The 14,323-nt window shown below is 63.2% G+C and carries 16 protein-coding genes; 7 read left to right on the forward strand and 9 right to left on the reverse strand.

Annotated features, from left to right (window positions below):
- Positions 1-15: 15 nt before the first annotated feature.
- The 3 genes from HWX53_RS25465 to HWX53_RS25475 all read right to left on the reverse strand — a co-directional run bounded on the left by HWX53_RS25465 (position 16) and on the right by HWX53_RS25475 (position 2,891).
- Positions 16-1,374 carry an MFS transporter gene (locus HWX53_RS25465; protein WP_244140266.1) on the reverse strand — a complete coding sequence of 453 codons (1,359 nt, stop codon included), beginning with the start codon at positions 1,372-1,374 and terminating at the stop codon, positions 16-18.
- Between the two features lie 203 nt (positions 1,375-1,577).
- Positions 1,578-2,471, reverse strand: a complete 894-nt coding sequence (locus HWX53_RS25470; protein ID WP_175946052.1) for a LysR family transcriptional regulator — start codon at positions 2,469-2,471, stop codon at positions 1,578-1,580.
- A 117-nt stretch (positions 2,472-2,588) separates the two neighbouring features.
- Positions 2,589-2,891 (reverse strand): hypothetical protein, encoded by a 303-nt coding sequence (locus HWX53_RS25475; protein ID WP_175946053.1) that lies wholly within the window; start codon positions 2,889-2,891, stop codon positions 2,589-2,591.
- 239 nt (positions 2,892-3,130) lie between these two features.
- Here HWX53_RS25475 and HWX53_RS25480 point away from each other — a divergent pair, with 239 nt between their 5' ends.
- Positions 3,131-3,352 (forward strand): YdcH family protein, encoded by a 222-nt coding sequence (locus tag HWX53_RS25480; protein WP_175946055.1) that lies wholly within the window; start codon positions 3,131-3,133, stop codon positions 3,350-3,352.
- 132 nt (positions 3,353-3,484) lie between these two features.
- The gene (ppk2, locus tag HWX53_RS25485) at positions 3,485-4,528 is read left to right on the forward strand and encodes a polyphosphate kinase 2 (protein WP_244140267.1); all 1,044 of its coding nucleotides are present in this window, start codon (positions 3,485-3,487) and stop codon (positions 4,526-4,528) included.
- Here the strand turns inward: ppk2 and HWX53_RS25490 are convergent.
- Complete coding sequence (locus HWX53_RS25490; RefSeq protein WP_175946059.1) at positions 4,525-5,409, reverse strand: LysR substrate-binding domain-containing protein; 885 nt, start codon at positions 5,407-5,409, stop codon at positions 4,525-4,527. The genes ppk2 and HWX53_RS25490 overlap by 4 nt on opposite strands.
- Positions 5,410-5,490: 81 nt before the next feature.
- Between HWX53_RS25490 and HWX53_RS25495 the strand changes: the two genes are divergently transcribed.
- The gene (locus tag HWX53_RS25495; protein WP_175946061.1) at positions 5,491-6,258 is read left to right on the forward strand and encodes a sulfite exporter TauE/SafE family protein; all 768 of its coding nucleotides are present in this window, start codon (positions 5,491-5,493) and stop codon (positions 6,256-6,258) included.
- Between the two features lie 130 nt (positions 6,259-6,388).
- On the opposite strand, the gene HWX53_RS25500 is transcribed toward HWX53_RS25495, so the two are convergent.
- Positions 6,389-7,000, reverse strand: a complete 612-nt coding sequence (locus HWX53_RS25500; protein WP_244140268.1) for a hypothetical protein — start codon at positions 6,998-7,000, stop codon at positions 6,389-6,391.
- A 79-nt stretch (positions 7,001-7,079) separates the two neighbouring features.
- Complete coding sequence (locus tag HWX53_RS25505; RefSeq protein ID WP_008347993.1) at positions 7,080-7,283, reverse strand: cold-shock protein; 204 nt, start codon at positions 7,281-7,283, stop codon at positions 7,080-7,082.
- 296 nt (positions 7,284-7,579) lie between these two features.
- On the opposite strand from HWX53_RS25505, the gene HWX53_RS25510 reads away from it, so the two are divergent.
- The 4 genes from HWX53_RS25510 (at position 7,580) to HWX53_RS25525 (ending at position 10,330) form a co-directional block, all read left to right on the forward strand.
- Positions 7,580-8,434: an oxidoreductase gene (locus HWX53_RS25510; protein WP_175946064.1), complete on the forward strand. Its 855-nt coding sequence runs from the start codon at positions 7,580-7,582 to the stop codon at positions 8,432-8,434.
- A gap of 9 nt (positions 8,435-8,443) precedes the next feature.
- Complete coding sequence (locus HWX53_RS25515) at positions 8,444-9,013, forward strand: M48 family metalloprotease (RefSeq protein WP_175946066.1); 570 nt, start codon at positions 8,444-8,446, stop codon at positions 9,011-9,013.
- Between the two features lie 66 nt (positions 9,014-9,079).
- The gene (locus HWX53_RS25520; RefSeq protein ID WP_175946068.1) at positions 9,080-9,874 is read left to right on the forward strand and encodes an EAL domain-containing protein; all 795 of its coding nucleotides are present in this window, start codon (positions 9,080-9,082) and stop codon (positions 9,872-9,874) included.
- A 111-nt stretch (positions 9,875-9,985) separates the two neighbouring features.
- Positions 9,986-10,330 carry a response regulator gene (locus HWX53_RS25525; protein WP_159832771.1) on the forward strand — a complete coding sequence of 115 codons (345 nt, stop codon included), beginning with the start codon at positions 9,986-9,988 and terminating at the stop codon, positions 10,328-10,330.
- A gap of 21 nt (positions 10,331-10,351) precedes the next feature.
- On the opposite strand, the gene HWX53_RS25530 is transcribed toward HWX53_RS25525, so the two are convergent.
- The 3 genes from HWX53_RS25530 to HWX53_RS25540 form a co-directional block, all read right to left on the reverse strand.
- Entirely contained in the window at positions 10,352-10,609 is a 258-nt protein-coding gene (locus HWX53_RS25530; protein WP_175946071.1) for a hypothetical protein, read from the reverse strand.
- A 55-nt stretch (positions 10,610-10,664) separates the two neighbouring features.
- Positions 10,665-11,744, reverse strand: coding sequence for a glycosyltransferase (locus HWX53_RS25535; protein ID WP_241270096.1), 1,080 nt, complete (start codon positions 11,742-11,744; stop codon positions 10,665-10,667).
- 601 nt (positions 11,745-12,345) lie between these two features.
- Positions 12,346-14,277: a methyl-accepting chemotaxis protein gene (locus HWX53_RS25540; RefSeq protein ID WP_244140269.1), complete on the reverse strand. Its 1,932-nt coding sequence runs from the start codon at positions 14,275-14,277 to the stop codon at positions 12,346-12,348.
- Between the last annotated feature and the right edge of the window lie 46 nt (positions 14,278-14,323).

A 14,323-nucleotide genomic window follows, 5' to 3' on the forward strand; every position in this document is an offset into this window, starting at 1 on the left:
ATTCGAAACGAATGCTCAGGCGCTGCGGCGCGCGTCGTCGGTGCGTTCTTCGACCGCTGCATCGTCGGATGGACGCACGCGCATGACGAGCGCAATGATCGTCGCGACGACGAGGAAGGCCGCGATGGTCACGAGCGCGAACTTGAAATTGCCGGTCGCGTTGCGCACGAGCCCGATGCTCCACGGTCCCACGAGCCCGCCGAACTGGGCGATGGTGTTGATGAGCGCGATCGTCGCGGCGCCGGCCGCGCCCGTGCGAAACGAGGCAGCGAGGCTCCAGAACAGCGGATTGCCCGCATAGATGAAAAGACCGGTCACGCACAGCAGCACATACGCGATGACGGGCGAGGGCGCGTAGGCGCTCGCGGCGATCGCCACCGCGCTCATGCCATAGACGAAGGCGAGGTGCTTCTTGCGATCGCCCGTGCGGTCCGAACTGCGGCTGATGATGAACGTGCCGAGCACGCCCAGGAGCGGCGGCGCCGCCGACAGAAAGCCCACTTCGATGTTCGTGAGATGGCCGAGTCCCTTGACGATCTGCGGCAGCCACAGAAAGAGCCCGTAGATGCCGACAAGCGCGCACCCGAAGAGGCAGGCAAGACTCCACACGCGGATATCGCCGGCTACGCGCCACATCGACACATGCGCGTCGCCGCCGAGCTGCTTGCGTTCCGCCTGAAGCGTGCTTTCGAGCCATTGCTTCTCTTCGGCCGTGAGCCAGTCCGCATCGGCAGGGCGCTCCTGCATTGCTTTGAGCGTGACGAGACCGAGCAGGATGGCGGGCACGCCTTCGCAGATGAACATCCATTGCCAGCCCGCGAGGCCCAGCAGGCCGTTGGCATAGGTCATGAGCGCCGTCGAGATGGGACCGCCCAATACCGCCGAGAAAGAGCCCGCGATGATATAGCCGCCCACTGCGCGCGCCCGGTAGCGCTCGGGAAACCACTTCGTCAGATAGACGGCCACGCCCGGCAGAAAGCCCGCTTCCATGACGCCGAGCAGAAAGCGCACGGTATAGAAGCTCGTGTCGTTGAAGACGAAGGCCGTCGCCGCCGCGACCGCGCCCCACGTGATGAGAATGCGCGCGATCCATCTTCGCGCGCCCACGCGATGCAAGAGCAGGTTGCTCGGCACTTCGAGGAGCATGTAGCCCACGAAGAACACGCTGCCCGCGAAGCCGAATACGGCGGGGCTGAAGTTGAGCGCGTGATTCATGTCGAGCGCCGCGAAGCCGATGTTGATGCGATCGAGATAATTGAAGAACATCATCGCGAAGAGCAACGGCATGAGGCGGCGGTACACCTTGTGCATCGTCGCGGATGCGGTCGCGGACTCGATCTCGGAAGCAGGCGCGCGTGTCATCGTCGTCTCCATGCGCCGGCTTCTTGGCCGACGTCGTTCGATGGTCTGTTTGATGGCTGTTCGAAAGCTGTTTCATGGTCCCAGGCGAGTGCATTCTTCGCTTCGGCCACGAACGTTCATCATAGGGACGCGACTTGTCCGCCGTCCAAGACGGATTGCGCATGCTTCCATAGGCTTTTGCTTATAGCGGTGGGCTTGAGCGTTGCCGTGTTCGGTCAGCGTGGCGTGTCGGCAAGAGGAAGGCACGCAAGAAACGCCTCCACGTGCGGCGAGGCGTCAGTACTTCGAAAGGTCGCCGTGAGCGACGTGACGTGCGCCGCGCCCGGTCCCGCGAGATGCCGATAGACGACGTCGGAGCGGCCGTGCAGCGCCACCGATTCGCCTACATACGTGACGCCCAGTCCTGCGGCGACGAGCGCAATGGCGGTCTGTATCTCGTATGCCTCATGCGCGACGTTGGGCGTGGCGCCCGCATCGCGATACAGCGAAGCGATGAAGCGCGGAAACTGCGCGGCGGGATGCTTCGGGTAAACGATGAGCGGCGTCTGCGCGAGTTCGTCGATGCGAACCGTGTCGCGTTTCGCGAGCGGATGATCGGATGCGAGTACGGCCATCACGCGTTCCTGCAACAGCGTGCGCGTCGCGCAGCCGGGCCGGTCCGGCGCCTGTCTCCCGATGCCGATATGGATGCGCGCATCGCGGAAGGCATCGGCTTGTTCTTCGGTCAACATTTCGAAGAGCTTCAGCTCGACTTTCGGATACGCTGCGTGAAATGCCTTGAGCGCCGGCGGCAGCACGCTATACATGGCCGAACGGGTAAAGCCGATGGCAAGCCAGCCGAGCGTGCCGGCGTCGATCGCGCGCACGCCGAGCGTCGCCTGCTCGCAGCGTTCGAGAATCTGCCGCGCTTCCGTATAGAAATAGCTGCCCGCTTCCGTGAGACGCAAAGGCCGGCTGCCGCGATCCACCAATTGGCTGCCGAGACGTTCTTCGAGCGAACGGATCTGTTGCGAAAGCGCGGGCTGCGCAATGTGCAGGCGTTCTGCTGCCCGGCTGAAGTTGAGCTCCTCAGCGAGCACGATAAAGCACTGCAATCCCCGGAGGTTCATTCCATGCGCTCCTGGCCGCCGGCACGTTCGCGTTCGAAACCGACCGGGGGCGTCCGCCCGATCGGCGGAACATGATAACGAAGCGCACCGGCTCCGCGCAAAGCGGAGCCGTCTGGTCTATTTGCCGCTGCCTGCGGCTGCGCCTGCGCGAGCGGCAGCGCCCGTGTTCGCGGCCGCATTCGACGGGTTCTGGCCGTTCACGGCGTTCGCCGTGTTTCCGTAAGAGCTTCCGGTGGAGGTCGAATTGGAGTTCGAATACGCGGGCGCCGATTTCGTCGGCTTGGGCTGAAGCGTCTGGTTGATGACGCCGATCTGCCCGAGTTTGTGGGCAGCGGAATTATCGGCTTGCGAGCCGGTGGCGAAAGCGAGGCCGCCCGCGCCGATCGCGAATGCGACCACCGACGTGAAAGTTGTCTTCATGATGTCTCCCTGCGGGACGCGTCGTCCCCAAAAAACCATTGTGCGCGGCGGATGAGTTGGCGTGCAGAGGGGTTTTCGCCTACGCCTCGCGTGCGGCGCCTCGCTGCCGCGTTACGATGCGGCGAAATCACGCAGCATCGAAGCAGCCTGCGATGGACGAAACAGCTTCGCCAATCGGTAAGATGTACTACGTAGTGTTGAGCAACACTTTCGTTTGAACCGCATTGGAGAATCGCAGCATGTTTCCCGAATACCGTGACCTGATTTCCCGGCTCAAGACCGAAGACGCGCACTTTGCGAAGCTCTTCGAGCGGCACAATGCGCTCGATCATGAAATTCGCAACATGGAAACCGGCGTCACGCCAGCCGATCCCTTCGCCGTCGAGGCGTTGAAGAAGGAAAAGCTGCTGCTGAAAGACAAGCTGTACGTCGTATTACGCCGTGCCGCCCAAGCGGCTTGACGAGACGGCTTGCGCATGCGCCGCCGCATACGCTGCGGCATTAGGGAGAGAAGGACTTTGAAAAACGCAAGACCAACCGGGACCTCCGCGGAACGAAATTCCGGACGCAATCCGCAAGAACAGGACGGCGACGTGAGCGTTGCCGAAGCGTCCGAGGCCATTCTCAAGCAGGAAACGCAGGACGCAGTCGATGCGGCCAATGAACTCATCACGAGCGGCATGGCGGACGTGCTCGCGTATGCCGCCTCGAACAGCGAAAGCACCGAAACGCGCATCGACACGCTCAAAGCCATCGTAGGCGGTCTGTCTCCGGACGAGGCAGCCACCTTGCGCGCGTATCTCTTCGAGGCCACATCGCTCGTGGGAGCGCCGGCATCGCGCAGGCAGCGTCAGGACGAAGAACTGTCGGCCGGCTGGCGTCACGGGGACTATCCGTACAAGCATCTCATGTCGCGTCAGGCGTACGAGAAGCAGAAGTACCGGCTGCAGGTCGAATTGCTGAAGCTGCAGGCGTGGGTGAGGGAGACGGGTCAACGCGTCGTGATCCTGTTCGAAGGGCGCGATGCGGCCGGCGAAGGCGGCGCCATCAAACGCTTCATGGAGCATCTGAATCCGCGCGGCGCGCGCGTCGTGGCGCTGGAGAAGCCTTCGGAACGCGAACGAGGGCAATGGTATTTCCAGCGCTATGTCGAACACCTTCCCACTGCCGGCGAGATCGTGCTGTTCGACCGTTCATGGTACAACCGCGCAGGCGTCGAGCGCGTAATGGGCTTCTGCACGAATCAGGAGTACGACGCCTTCATGCAGCAGGTGCCGGCATTCGAGCGGCACCTCACGCAAAGCGGCGTGCATATCATCAAGTTCTGGTTCTCCGTGAGCCGCGCGGAGCAGCGCCGCCGTTTCAAGGAACGTGAAGTGCATCCGCTGAAGCAGTGGAAGCTCAGTCCCGTGGACCTCGCGTCACTCGACAAGTGGGACGACTACACCGCCGCGAAGGAAGCCATGTTCGCGCACACCGATACCGCCGATACGCCGTGGACCGTCGTGCGCTCCGATTGCAAGAAGCGCGCGCGCCTCAATGCCATGCGCTATGTGCTGCATCGCCTGCCGTATGCGAATCGCGATATCAGGACCATCGGTCCGGTCGATCCATTGATCGTCGGGCGGGCGTTCTAGGCCGCAGCCTCGATCAGTTGATGCGCGAGCAGACTCGCGTGAGGCGTCAGCGCATCGAAAGCGCGTGCGCAGAGCAGCAGACGGCGCGTGGCCCAAGGCTCCAATAGCGGCACGATCGCGAGACCGGGCCGCCGCAACGCCTGCGCCGATACATCCGAAAGAATCGCGATGCCGATGCCCGCTTCGACCAGCATGCCGACGTTGTCGAGGCTGCGCATGTGAATGCGGTAGTCCAGTTGCTTGCCGAGCCGCGACGCGCGTTCGGCAAGATGCATCTCCAGCGCGGCATCCGCGAGTCCGACGTACGCTTCGCTCACGATATCCGCGAACGCCGCAGCCGGTTGCTGCGCCACGCGATGCGCGCGGTGCGCGACCACGACCAGTTGATCCTGCGCGATCACATGCGTCTGCAAGCTGGCGAGGTCGGTGATATCGGCCACGATGCCCAGGTCCGCGCGGCCTTCGGCGAGTGCCTGCACGATGTCGACGCTCGGCCGTTCATCGAGATCGATGGAGAGATCGGGATGCGCCGCGAGAAAGCGCGCGAGTTGCATGGGCAGGAAGGCGGCGAGGGCAGCCGTATTCGACAGCAGCTTGATGCGGCCTTTGAGACCGGTTGCGTAATGACGCAGCTCGCCCCGCATCTGTTCGACCTGAGCCAGAATCATGCGTGCATGCCGCACGAACGCTTCGCCCGCGGCGGTCGCCTGCACGCCCCGGCGATTGCGTTCGAGAAGCGGCGCGCCGAGCGCCGCTTCCATGCCCGCGATGCGTTCACTCGCCGATGCCAGCGCGAGATGCATGGCCTGCGCGCCCGCCGTGATGCTGCCGCGCTCGATCACGGTCAGAAAAAGCCGCATGTCGGTAAGGTCGAAGCGCATGCCGTGCCTTCGGTCGCGCCGAAGCCTCGCATTGGAATTGCCAGATTGTAAGCGCGCAGGCCGCCCGCTACGATCTGCCGCATGGAACCTCTTATCGTTGTGACAGGCGCGGGTTTCCTCGCGGGCGCGATGAACGCGCTGGCGGGCGGCGGCTCGTTCGTGAGCCTGCCCGCGCTCATTGCAGCGGGCTTGCCCCCGGTTCAGGCGAACGCTTCGTCGACCGTGGCGCTTTTTCCCGGCGGCGTGGTCAGCGCGTGGGCGTACCGCGACGGCTTGAGCCCGGTCGGCCCGGTGTCGCTTCGCGCGATGCTTTTCATCACCGTGATCGGCGGGCTGATCGGCGCGGCATTGCTACTGCGCACGTCGTCGTCCACGTTCTCGTTTTTATTGCCGTGGCTCATGCTCTGCGCGAGTCTCGCGCTCGCATTCGGTCGCACGCTTGGCGAAGCGTTGCGGCGACGGTGGCGCATCGGCGCGCCGTCGGTTCTCGCGATTCAGTTGGCGCTCGGCATCTATGGCGGCTACTTTGGCGGCGCGGTCGGCATCATGATGATGGCCGTCTGGGGCTTGCTCGACGCGCGCGATCTCAAGAGCCTGAACGCGCCGCGCACGTTGCTCGTCAGCGCGGCGAACTCGGTCGCGGTGGTGACGTTCGCGCTCGCGCATGCCGTGCGCTGGCCGGAGACCCTTGCGATGCTCGTCGCGGCCATCGCGGGCGGATATAGCGGCGCGCAGCTGGGGCGTCGGGCGCCGCCTGGCGCGATCCGGGCCGGAACGCTGCTATTGAGCGCGGGCATCACCATCGCATTCTTCGTGCGAACGTATGGACCGATGCTTTCGCATCGATGAGACATCATGATTGCCGCGCTATTGGAGACGATTGGGGCGCTGTCCGTGCTCGCGAGCGTGGCCGCGAAGATCGCGTGGGCCCGCGAACATTCCGATCAAACGCCGCATAAACTTCAGCCGAGCCGGCCGCTCATTGAAGCGGACTTGCATAAGGCGGCAAGCCAAGGGACTTCACCGCCGATTCATACGCGCGGACGAAACGGGGGTCGTCGGCCGCTTCGCGCGCCATCCACGCGCCGAGCTCTTCGCTGCAAGCGGCCTGCGCGATGGAGTCGAAACACGCCGACTTCTCGGACATCATGCTCGCTGCCCAATAAAAGCCGAAGAGCGTTCGCTTCTCGGCAGGAGCCATACGGATCGCGTCGGGATCGGCGCCGGAAAACCAGCGCGCGAGTTTCATCTTGAGCGTGGCATCCGTCTCGTGAGCGTCATAGGAGAACAGATAACCGCCGCCTGATTGAGCCGTATGGAAGTCGTCCATCACGACAGCGCTCACAAAACGCGCTGCGCGTGCATTCAAAGCAAACGATTGCGCGTGTGCGCTAGCGAACACACACGAAAGCATGACGAACAACGCGTATGCGGTGTACCGTGGCCAGACACGGCGCTTTTCTTGGCTGCTTCGCGGATTCACGCCAATGGAAGTCCAGGAGTGTCGCTGCTCTCGAATGCAGCTTTGAATGTGATGCGTGAATTCTACTGACTTATCGGCTTTGTCGCGACGCTGATTAAGCGGCGTCATCGGCTTGGAAAAGAAACTACAGCGCAAAAAACAAACGGCCCCGAAGGGCCGTCGTGCGCCGAGGCAGCCTGCTGATTACTTACAGCGGCTGGATCGTCGAAGCCTGCTTGCCCTTGGGGCCTTGCTTGACTTCGAAGCTCACCTTCTGGTTTTCCTGAAGCGACTTGAAACCCTTGGACTGGATTTCGGAGAAATGTGCAAACAGGTCCTCACCGCCGTCATCCGGCGTAATGAAACCAAAACCCTTTGCATCGTTGAACCACTTGACGGTACCTGTTGCCATTTTTCCAACCCTAAGAGACGAATTTCGTTGAAGATGCGCCCGTGATGTCGAGCGAATACATTTTTACCATGACTCGGGATTTTGGTCCAATACGCGTTTCTGCTAAGCATGTGGACTTACGCACGTCACAATAAACAAAATTACTTGGCCTCTCTCAGGTGTCGGTTCAATTTGCCGCTTTTAGTTCGAGAGGCATTAGATATGCCCATTACGCCGTACAGCGGCAGCGTCGTGAGCACGTTCACGGCATTGCGCTCAGAATGACTGACATACCGCCATCTTTCACGGAGAACCTAATGTCAGCATCAGGCAGCGAATCACCGGTGTGGTTCATCACAGGTTGCTCGACCGGCTTCGGGCGCGAACTCGCCACGGCCGTCATCGATCGCGGGTGGCGGGCGGTGGTCGCGGCGCGCGATCCGCGAAGCGTCACCGATATCATCGAACGCGGGCAGGGCCGCGCGCTTCCCGTGCAACTGGACGTGACTCGCGCGGACCACGTTGCCGCCGCCGTCGCTGCCGCGCATGAAGCGTTCGGCCGTATCGATGTGCTCGTGAACAACGCGGGCTTCGGTTATCTCGCGGCAGTGGAAGAAGGCGAGGACGACGAAGTGCGAGCCATGTTCGAAGCCAATTTCTTCGGCGCGGCCGCGATGATCCGCGCGGTCCTGCCGCGCATGCGCGAGCGCCGCGCGGGGCATATCGTCAACATCACGTCGGTGGGCGGCCTTGTCGGCAATCCGGGCAGCGGCTATTACGCGGCGACGAAGTTCGCGCTGGAGGGGCTCGGCGAGGCGCTGGCGCGCGAAACGGAAGGGCTCGGCATCAAGGTGACGGCAGTCGAGCCGGGACCGTTCCGCACGGACTGGGCGGGGCGCTCCCTGCGTCAGACCGGCAAGCCGATCGACGACTACGCCGAAGTCGCGGGCCGCCGCCGCGCGGGCATCGCGCAGACGAGCGGCAAGCAGCCGGGCGACCCGGTGCGCGCCGTGCAGGTCATCATCGAGGCGGTGGAATCCCCTGAGCCGCCCGCGCATCTCGTGCTCGGCAACGCCGGCATGGAACTGGTGCGCGGCAAGCTCGCGCGGCTCGCGCGTGACCTCGACGCGTGGCAAGCGCGCAGCGCCTGGAGCGACAATCCCGTGGAATGACGTTGCGACATGGACAAGACGGCCCAACTGGCATCGCGGCTCGTCGCGCATTATGCGCAGGCGCTGGGCATCGCGACGCCTGGCGTCCGGTTCGTGGAGACGTCGTGCGGTCCGTGCTATGACGCCTTGTTCAATCGCATCGAGATCGATACGCGCACGCTCGATTTGCCCGAGCGTGCGCTTCGCCTCGTGCTCGCGCACGAAGTCGCGCATGCGACGCAGCGCGCAGCGTTGCTTGCGGACTTCGCGGCGATCGTGTTGTTCGTGAGCTTGCTCTTCGCGGTGTCGTGCGCTCTGTTTGCGTCGTTGCCGGAAGCCGAGCTCTGGCAAGTGTCCATTCCCGGTGCGTGCTTAGCGCTCACTGTGATCGCGTCACGAAAGGCATGGCGGGCGCGTGCCGACGCGCGCCTTGCGAGATTGGAACTCGATGCCGATGCCAAGGCGGCGCTGCTGTGCGGCCCGCAAGCGACGCGCGACGCGTTGAAGCTGATGGTCGCGCGCGGCTATGTCGACGCTGCGCGGCTTCACGGCATGCGATGTCACCTGAGCCTTTCGCCGGACGATGCGCTGAAGGACTAGCGCAACCTGCCACTATGATGTCCTAACGAGTTCAAAGCGGAAAAACTTGCGGGAGACATCCATCAGATGAAGATCGAGCGGAGCAAGCCGAGCCACATTGCCGTTTACGCGGCCTCGCCAGGCTGCGCCGGTTGCAAAACCGACGCGGATCCAGCGCTCGAGTTTGCGTTCGCGTTTCAACCGATCGTCGACGTCGCCGCAGGGGCGCCGTATGCGCACGAAGCGTTGGTGCGCGGCCCGAATGGCGAACCGGCGGGCACGGTGCTCTCGCAAGTCAGCGACAGCAACCGCTACGACTTCGATCAACGCTGCCGCACGACCGCCATCGCGCAGGCTGTGCAAATCGGGCTCGACGGCCTTCTTTCCATCAACTTCATGCCGAACGCGGTCTATCGGGCTCAAGCGTGTATTCGAAGCACCTTCGACGCCGCGGAGAAGCACGGCTTTCCGATCGAGCGCATTATCTTCGAGACGGTCGAAGGCGAGAACATCATCAGCCGGCCGCATCTGGTCGATATCTTCCGCGCCTACAAGCGATTCGGCTTCCAGACGGCTATCGACGATTTCGGCGCCGGCTACTCGGGCCTGACCTTGCTCGTCGACTTTCAGCCGGACTTGATCAAGCTCGACATGGAACTGGTGCGCGGCATCGACACCGATTCGGTGCAGCAGCGCATCGTGCTAGGTGTGCTCGCCATATGCCGCGACCTCGGCATTCGCGTGATCGCGGAGGGCATCGAAACGAAGGGCGAACGCGACTTCTTCATGGCCAACGACGTGCGCCTGATGCAGGGCTATTTCTTCGCGAAGCCTGCGTTCAATGCCATTCCTGCCTTGAGCGCAGCCGCTTTCGCGGCATGATTCCAGCGCCGGATTACACCGCGAGAAAAATGGCTCGGTTCTTGCGTGCGTTCTGGCGTGACGCCTCGGCGTCAAGCGCGACGCGAACCCACGCCTTCCGGATGACCGAACATGTACGTCCTGTTTGTAGAAGATGACGCCCGTCTTTGCGATGCATTCAGAGACCTTGCCGTGTCTCTCGGACACGTCGCGCACGTGGCCTACGACGGTCATCAGGCGATGCTGCTGGCAGCAGAGAACCGCTACGACACCATCTTCATCGATATCGGCCTGCCGGACGTCGATGGGCGCGACCTGTGCCGGCGCTTGCGGGCTGCGGGCCCGAGCCAGCTTGCGTGCGTCGTGGCGGTCACCGGCGACGACCGGCATAGAAACGAACTGCACGAGCACTTCGACGGCTACTTCCTGAAGCCTTTCACCGCCGACGGTTTTCGCGCCGTACTCGACGCCTGCTGAATCGAGCGAGCGCTTTCACGTTCAGACATCCAGATCGTCGGCGGCCTTGCGCTCGCGGCGCTCCTCGTTGGCGCGGCGCGCGCGCAGACGCTGCCGCGACAACTGGGCGATGACCTCGCCCGTCGATGCGCCGGCAGGAATCTCGTTACGTATGACTTTGGGAACCATGGGCAAGCCCATGCGCTGCCTGCGCAGCGCGCGGGCGATAGCGGTGCGGCATGTTTGTCCGTGACAGTCCCATTCGTCGCGGATTCTTTCGCAATAGGGGCACTTTTCCATGCGTGCAGTTTACTGCGAAACGCGCAACGCTCGCCCGCGCGGCCTCACGCGACTTTCAGGCGCCTGAACGTTCGGTCATCCGCAGCCGCTCTCTTCTGACGGGGCGCCGCTCCCGCTGACGCCGATCGAGGCTGCGCCTCAGCACTTTCTTCACGAGCGACTTGAGAAAGTGAATGGACCGGTCGGCGCGCACATTGAGATCGAAGGGCTTGAGTTCGACGACTGGACGTCCATTGCGCTCGGCAAGCCTTGCGCGCGTGCTGCGGTGGTCGGCCGCCATGTCGGACAGTATTTCCGAAGCCTCGCGAAACGATGCCCGATCGACGCGCGCGCAGACGTGGCACGCGCGCTGGAAGACCTTGTCGAATACGGCGAGCCAGTAATCGTCCATCTCGCCGCCGTCGCAGCGCGCGAGCGCCTCGACGCCGTTCACCTGCAGATCGCGCATATCGTGCAGCGTGGCTTTCTGCGTGATGCTGCCGAACCGTCTGCGATAACCAATCAGCGGCTCTGCAATGCGATAGAAGCGTTTCGCGCGAAGATAGAGAGACGGCATGATCGCCATGTCTTCGTAATGGCGTCCAACGGGAAACCGTACCGTCTCGAACAGTTCCGTGCGATAGACGCGCGCCCAGACGAACGTGTGGAACGTATCGGCAAAATGCAGTCGCGCGCTGCGATCCACCGGATGATCGCCGCCCTCCGTTTCGCTCACCAGAACGAGTTCGTCCAGCTGACGCCCCTCGTCGTCGATGATGCTCACGTTGTACTCGACCATGTCGTATTTACCTTCCGCGAGGCGCGGAATGATGGCCTCGGTGAATCCCTTGAGGTAAATATCGTCGCCGTCCAGGAAGCCGACGTACGGGGTCGTCACCGCGGCAAGGCCGAGGTTGCGTGCGGCGCTCACGCCGGCGTTCTGCTGCCGGATGAGCTGGATATGCGCGCCGCCGTCGCGCTCGATCATGAGTTGGACTGCGGAGTTGGTCTCGTCATGAGACCCGTCGTCGACGACGATGATGCGCATCGCGTCGATGTGTGGCTGGCTCAGTAGCGACTCGAGCGCTTCTTCGATGTACCCCTCGACGTTATAGGCTGCAACCACGATGGTGAGCAGCGGACTTGTGTCTGACACCGGGACACGCTCGAGAGACATAGGGACGCTCCGTCATAAATCGGGTTGAAGGAAGCGCCGCCGCGACGGCGACGCCGTGGCGCGAAACGTCGCGCTCCCCGGACGAATCTTGTGGTCGATCGCATCGCACACATTAGCGTGTCATGCCGCACGAGAAGCGGCACGTTGCTGGTTGCGATGTCTAGTTATAGATGCTGGCGGACCCGGTCGCATGTCGAAAGACAGTGGACGAGCCAGTCGATGCCTTTGCATCGAAGCGCATGCCCCGATGTGATGCACATCATGTCAACCGCGCCACGCAATAGAGCATCTTCGCTGCGGTGGGTTCCCCGAATGAGCCTGAGATTCACGCCGATGCGTCGATTCACTGGCTCCTTGCATCCTAGCCTGTCAAAAGGGCGGATGGGTGGTCGTCGTTTAAATACTATGTCGCCGTCTGCAGGTCAAGTTGCGCAGCATGGGGCTTGCGAAGCAGGAGAGCAAGTAAAGTGCCACACTGCGCATTGGCGCACAGCGCCGTGTCTTGGCGGATGAGGCAGCTTCGCGTGTCCATCATCATCCACAGCGGCGAGTTGCGCTGACGTTCAACGACACGGGTTTGTCACACGCGAAACATGCTGACTGCGTGTGCGAGCCGTTCGGCCTGCTCGCGCAGTTCGGCGGTCGAGTGCTCTGCTTCCCCAACGAGCGACGCGTTCTGCTGCGTCGCTTCGCCGATCTGCATCACGGCCGTGTTGACCTGCTCGATACCGCAAGCCTGCTCGCGCGAAGCGACGCCGATCTCGCCGACGATTGCATTCACGCGCGCGACATGATCGACGATGCCGCGCATGGTGCTGCTCGCTTCTTCCGCCATCTTGAAGCCGTGCGAGACTCTGGTCGCGGACTCCGAGATCAACGCCTCGATTTCCTTGACCGCGCCGGCACTGCGCTGAGCCAGCGCCCGCACTTCCGATGCGACGACCGCAAAGCCCTTGCCATGTTCGCCGGCGCGCGCCGCCTCGACCGCAGCGTTGAGCGCCAGAATATTCGTCTGGAACGCGATGCCCTCGATCGTCGCGGTGATGTCGGCGATGCGTCGGGCGGATGCGTCGATCTCGCTCATCGTCTCGACGACGCGCGCCACGGCTTCGCCGCCCGCGCGTGCCGCGTCCGATGCAGTTGCCACGAGCGTGCCCGCCTGCTCGGTGTTCGCTGCGTTCTGCTGAACAGTCGAGGTGATCTGTTCCATGCTCGCCGCAGTTTCTTCGACGCTCGATGCCTGCGTCGCGATACGCGATGCGATGTCGCTGCTCCCGGACGCGATGCGCGCGGTGCCGTCCGTCATATCGGCGGATGCGCTGCGCACTTGCGCGACGATGCCCGCGAGCCCTTGCGACACGCCGTCGATCGAGCGCATCAGACGCCCGATGTCGTCCTGGCGCGCCGTGTCGATGCGCACGGTCAGATCGCCCGCTGCGATGCGTTCGGAAGCGCGCGTGATTTCGTCGATAGGAGCGCCAACGAGCTTGGACACGGCATAGAGCAGCGCGCCGACGAGCGCGGCGATCACGACGAGGCCGAGCAACAGGAAGCGATTGCGGCTCGCGCGAATGCCGGAGAGCAATTCATCGCGGTAGGCGATGCCGCCGATCATCCAGTTCCATTCCGGCACCGTTGTGAAGACGATCTCCTTCACGCCGCCGTGGACATGCGCATCCGCGCCGGGAATGTCGGCGCCATCGAAGGCGAGCTGGCCTTCGCGCGTCTCGAGCATGCGGCCGAACGGTGCGACGCGCTCATCCGCCACTTGCCCCTCGTTGCCGGGGTGCACGAGCAGCTTGCCGCGGTTCGGCCCGCTCGACGCATCGACGACGAAGTGATAGCCGCTCTCGCCAACCGTCAACTTGCGAATGTCGTTCTGCAGCGCGGCCATTTCAGCGGTCACGTCGACGCCCACGAAAAGCGCGCCGATCACGCGGCCTGCCGCATCTTTCACGGGCTTGTATTCGGTGATGTATTGCTTGCCGAAGAGCGCGGCCATGCCGATATAGCTTTTCCCGGCGAGCACCGGACCGTAAGCGGGTCCCTTGCGGTCGAGCATCGTGCCCACGGCGCGCGATCCGTCCTGCTTCTTGAGCGACGTGGTCACGCGGACGAGGTCGTCTCCGGTGCGGGCGAAGATCGTCGCAATTGCGCCGCTTTCTTCCAGAAACGCATCGGGAATGGAGAAGTCGCCGTTCAAAGGCTTGTCGCCCGCGCTCAAGAGCGGCGTCGCAGCGCCGGCGACATCGACGGTATGCGTGTCGTCGAGCGCGAAATCGTTCGGCAGGCGATGCGAGAACAGGGTCATGAAGCGCGTGACCTCTGCGTTCACTGCGGTGTCGTACAGACGGATCATGGTCACGATCGAGCGATTGTCGCTTTCCACGCGAGCGAGCGCGTGAGCGTCGACTTGCTCGCCGGCGGAGCGCGTCACAGCGAGCGTGAAACAGGCGACGACGATGGCCGCGAGCGTGCATGCCAGAACGGCAAATTGGGTCCCGGCATTCATGCGGGCGAGACGTTGGAAGAGCATAAGTACTTAGATCTTGGGAAGG

Origin of the sequence: Caballeronia sp. BCC1704, from assembly GCF_902833455.1 — a bacterium.
Taxonomy (GTDB): Bacteria; Pseudomonadota; Gammaproteobacteria; order Burkholderiales; family Burkholderiaceae; genus Caballeronia.

Coding starts and splice junctions, on each gene's coding strand:
- HWX53_RS25540 (WP_244140269.1), bottom strand. CDS start 14,277: ATGAATGCCGGGACCCAATTTGCCGTTCTGGCATGCACGCTCGCGGCC.
- HWX53_RS25470 (WP_175946052.1), bottom strand. CDS start 2,471: ATGAACCTCCGGGGATTGCAGTGCTTTATCGTGCTCGCTGAGGAGCTC.
- HWX53_RS25510 (WP_175946064.1), top strand. CDS start 7,580: ATGTCAGCATCAGGCAGCGAATCACCGGTGTGGTTCATCACAGGTTGC.
- HWX53_RS25465 (WP_244140266.1), bottom strand. CDS start 1,374: ATGGAGACGACGATGACACGCGCGCCTGCTTCCGAGATCGAGTCCGCG.
- HWX53_RS25505 (WP_008347993.1), bottom strand. CDS start 7,283: ATGGCAACAGGTACCGTCAAGTGGTTCAACGATGCAAAGGGTTTTGGT.
- HWX53_RS25500 (WP_244140268.1), bottom strand. CDS start 7,000: ATGACGCCGCTTAATCAGCGTCGCGACAAAGCCGATAAGTCAGTAGAA.
- HWX53_RS25525 (WP_159832771.1), top strand. CDS start 9,986: ATGTACGTCCTGTTTGTAGAAGATGACGCCCGTCTTTGCGATGCATTC.
- HWX53_RS25515 (WP_175946066.1), top strand. CDS start 8,444: ATGGACAAGACGGCCCAACTGGCATCGCGGCTCGTCGCGCATTATGCG.
- HWX53_RS25490 (WP_175946059.1), bottom strand. CDS start 5,409: ATGCGCTTCGACCTTACCGACATGCGGCTTTTTCTGACCGTGATCGAG.
- HWX53_RS25480 (WP_175946055.1), top strand. CDS start 3,131: ATGTTTCCCGAATACCGTGACCTGATTTCCCGGCTCAAGACCGAAGAC.
- HWX53_RS25475 (WP_175946053.1), bottom strand. CDS start 2,891: ATGAAGACAACTTTCACGTCGGTGGTCGCATTCGCGATCGGCGCGGGC.
- HWX53_RS25530 (WP_175946071.1), bottom strand. CDS start 10,609: ATGGAAAAGTGCCCCTATTGCGAAAGAATCCGCGACGAATGGGACTGT.
- HWX53_RS25520 (WP_175946068.1), top strand. CDS start 9,080: ATGAAGATCGAGCGGAGCAAGCCGAGCCACATTGCCGTTTACGCGGCC.
- HWX53_RS25495 (WP_175946061.1), top strand. CDS start 5,491: ATGGAACCTCTTATCGTTGTGACAGGCGCGGGTTTCCTCGCGGGCGCG.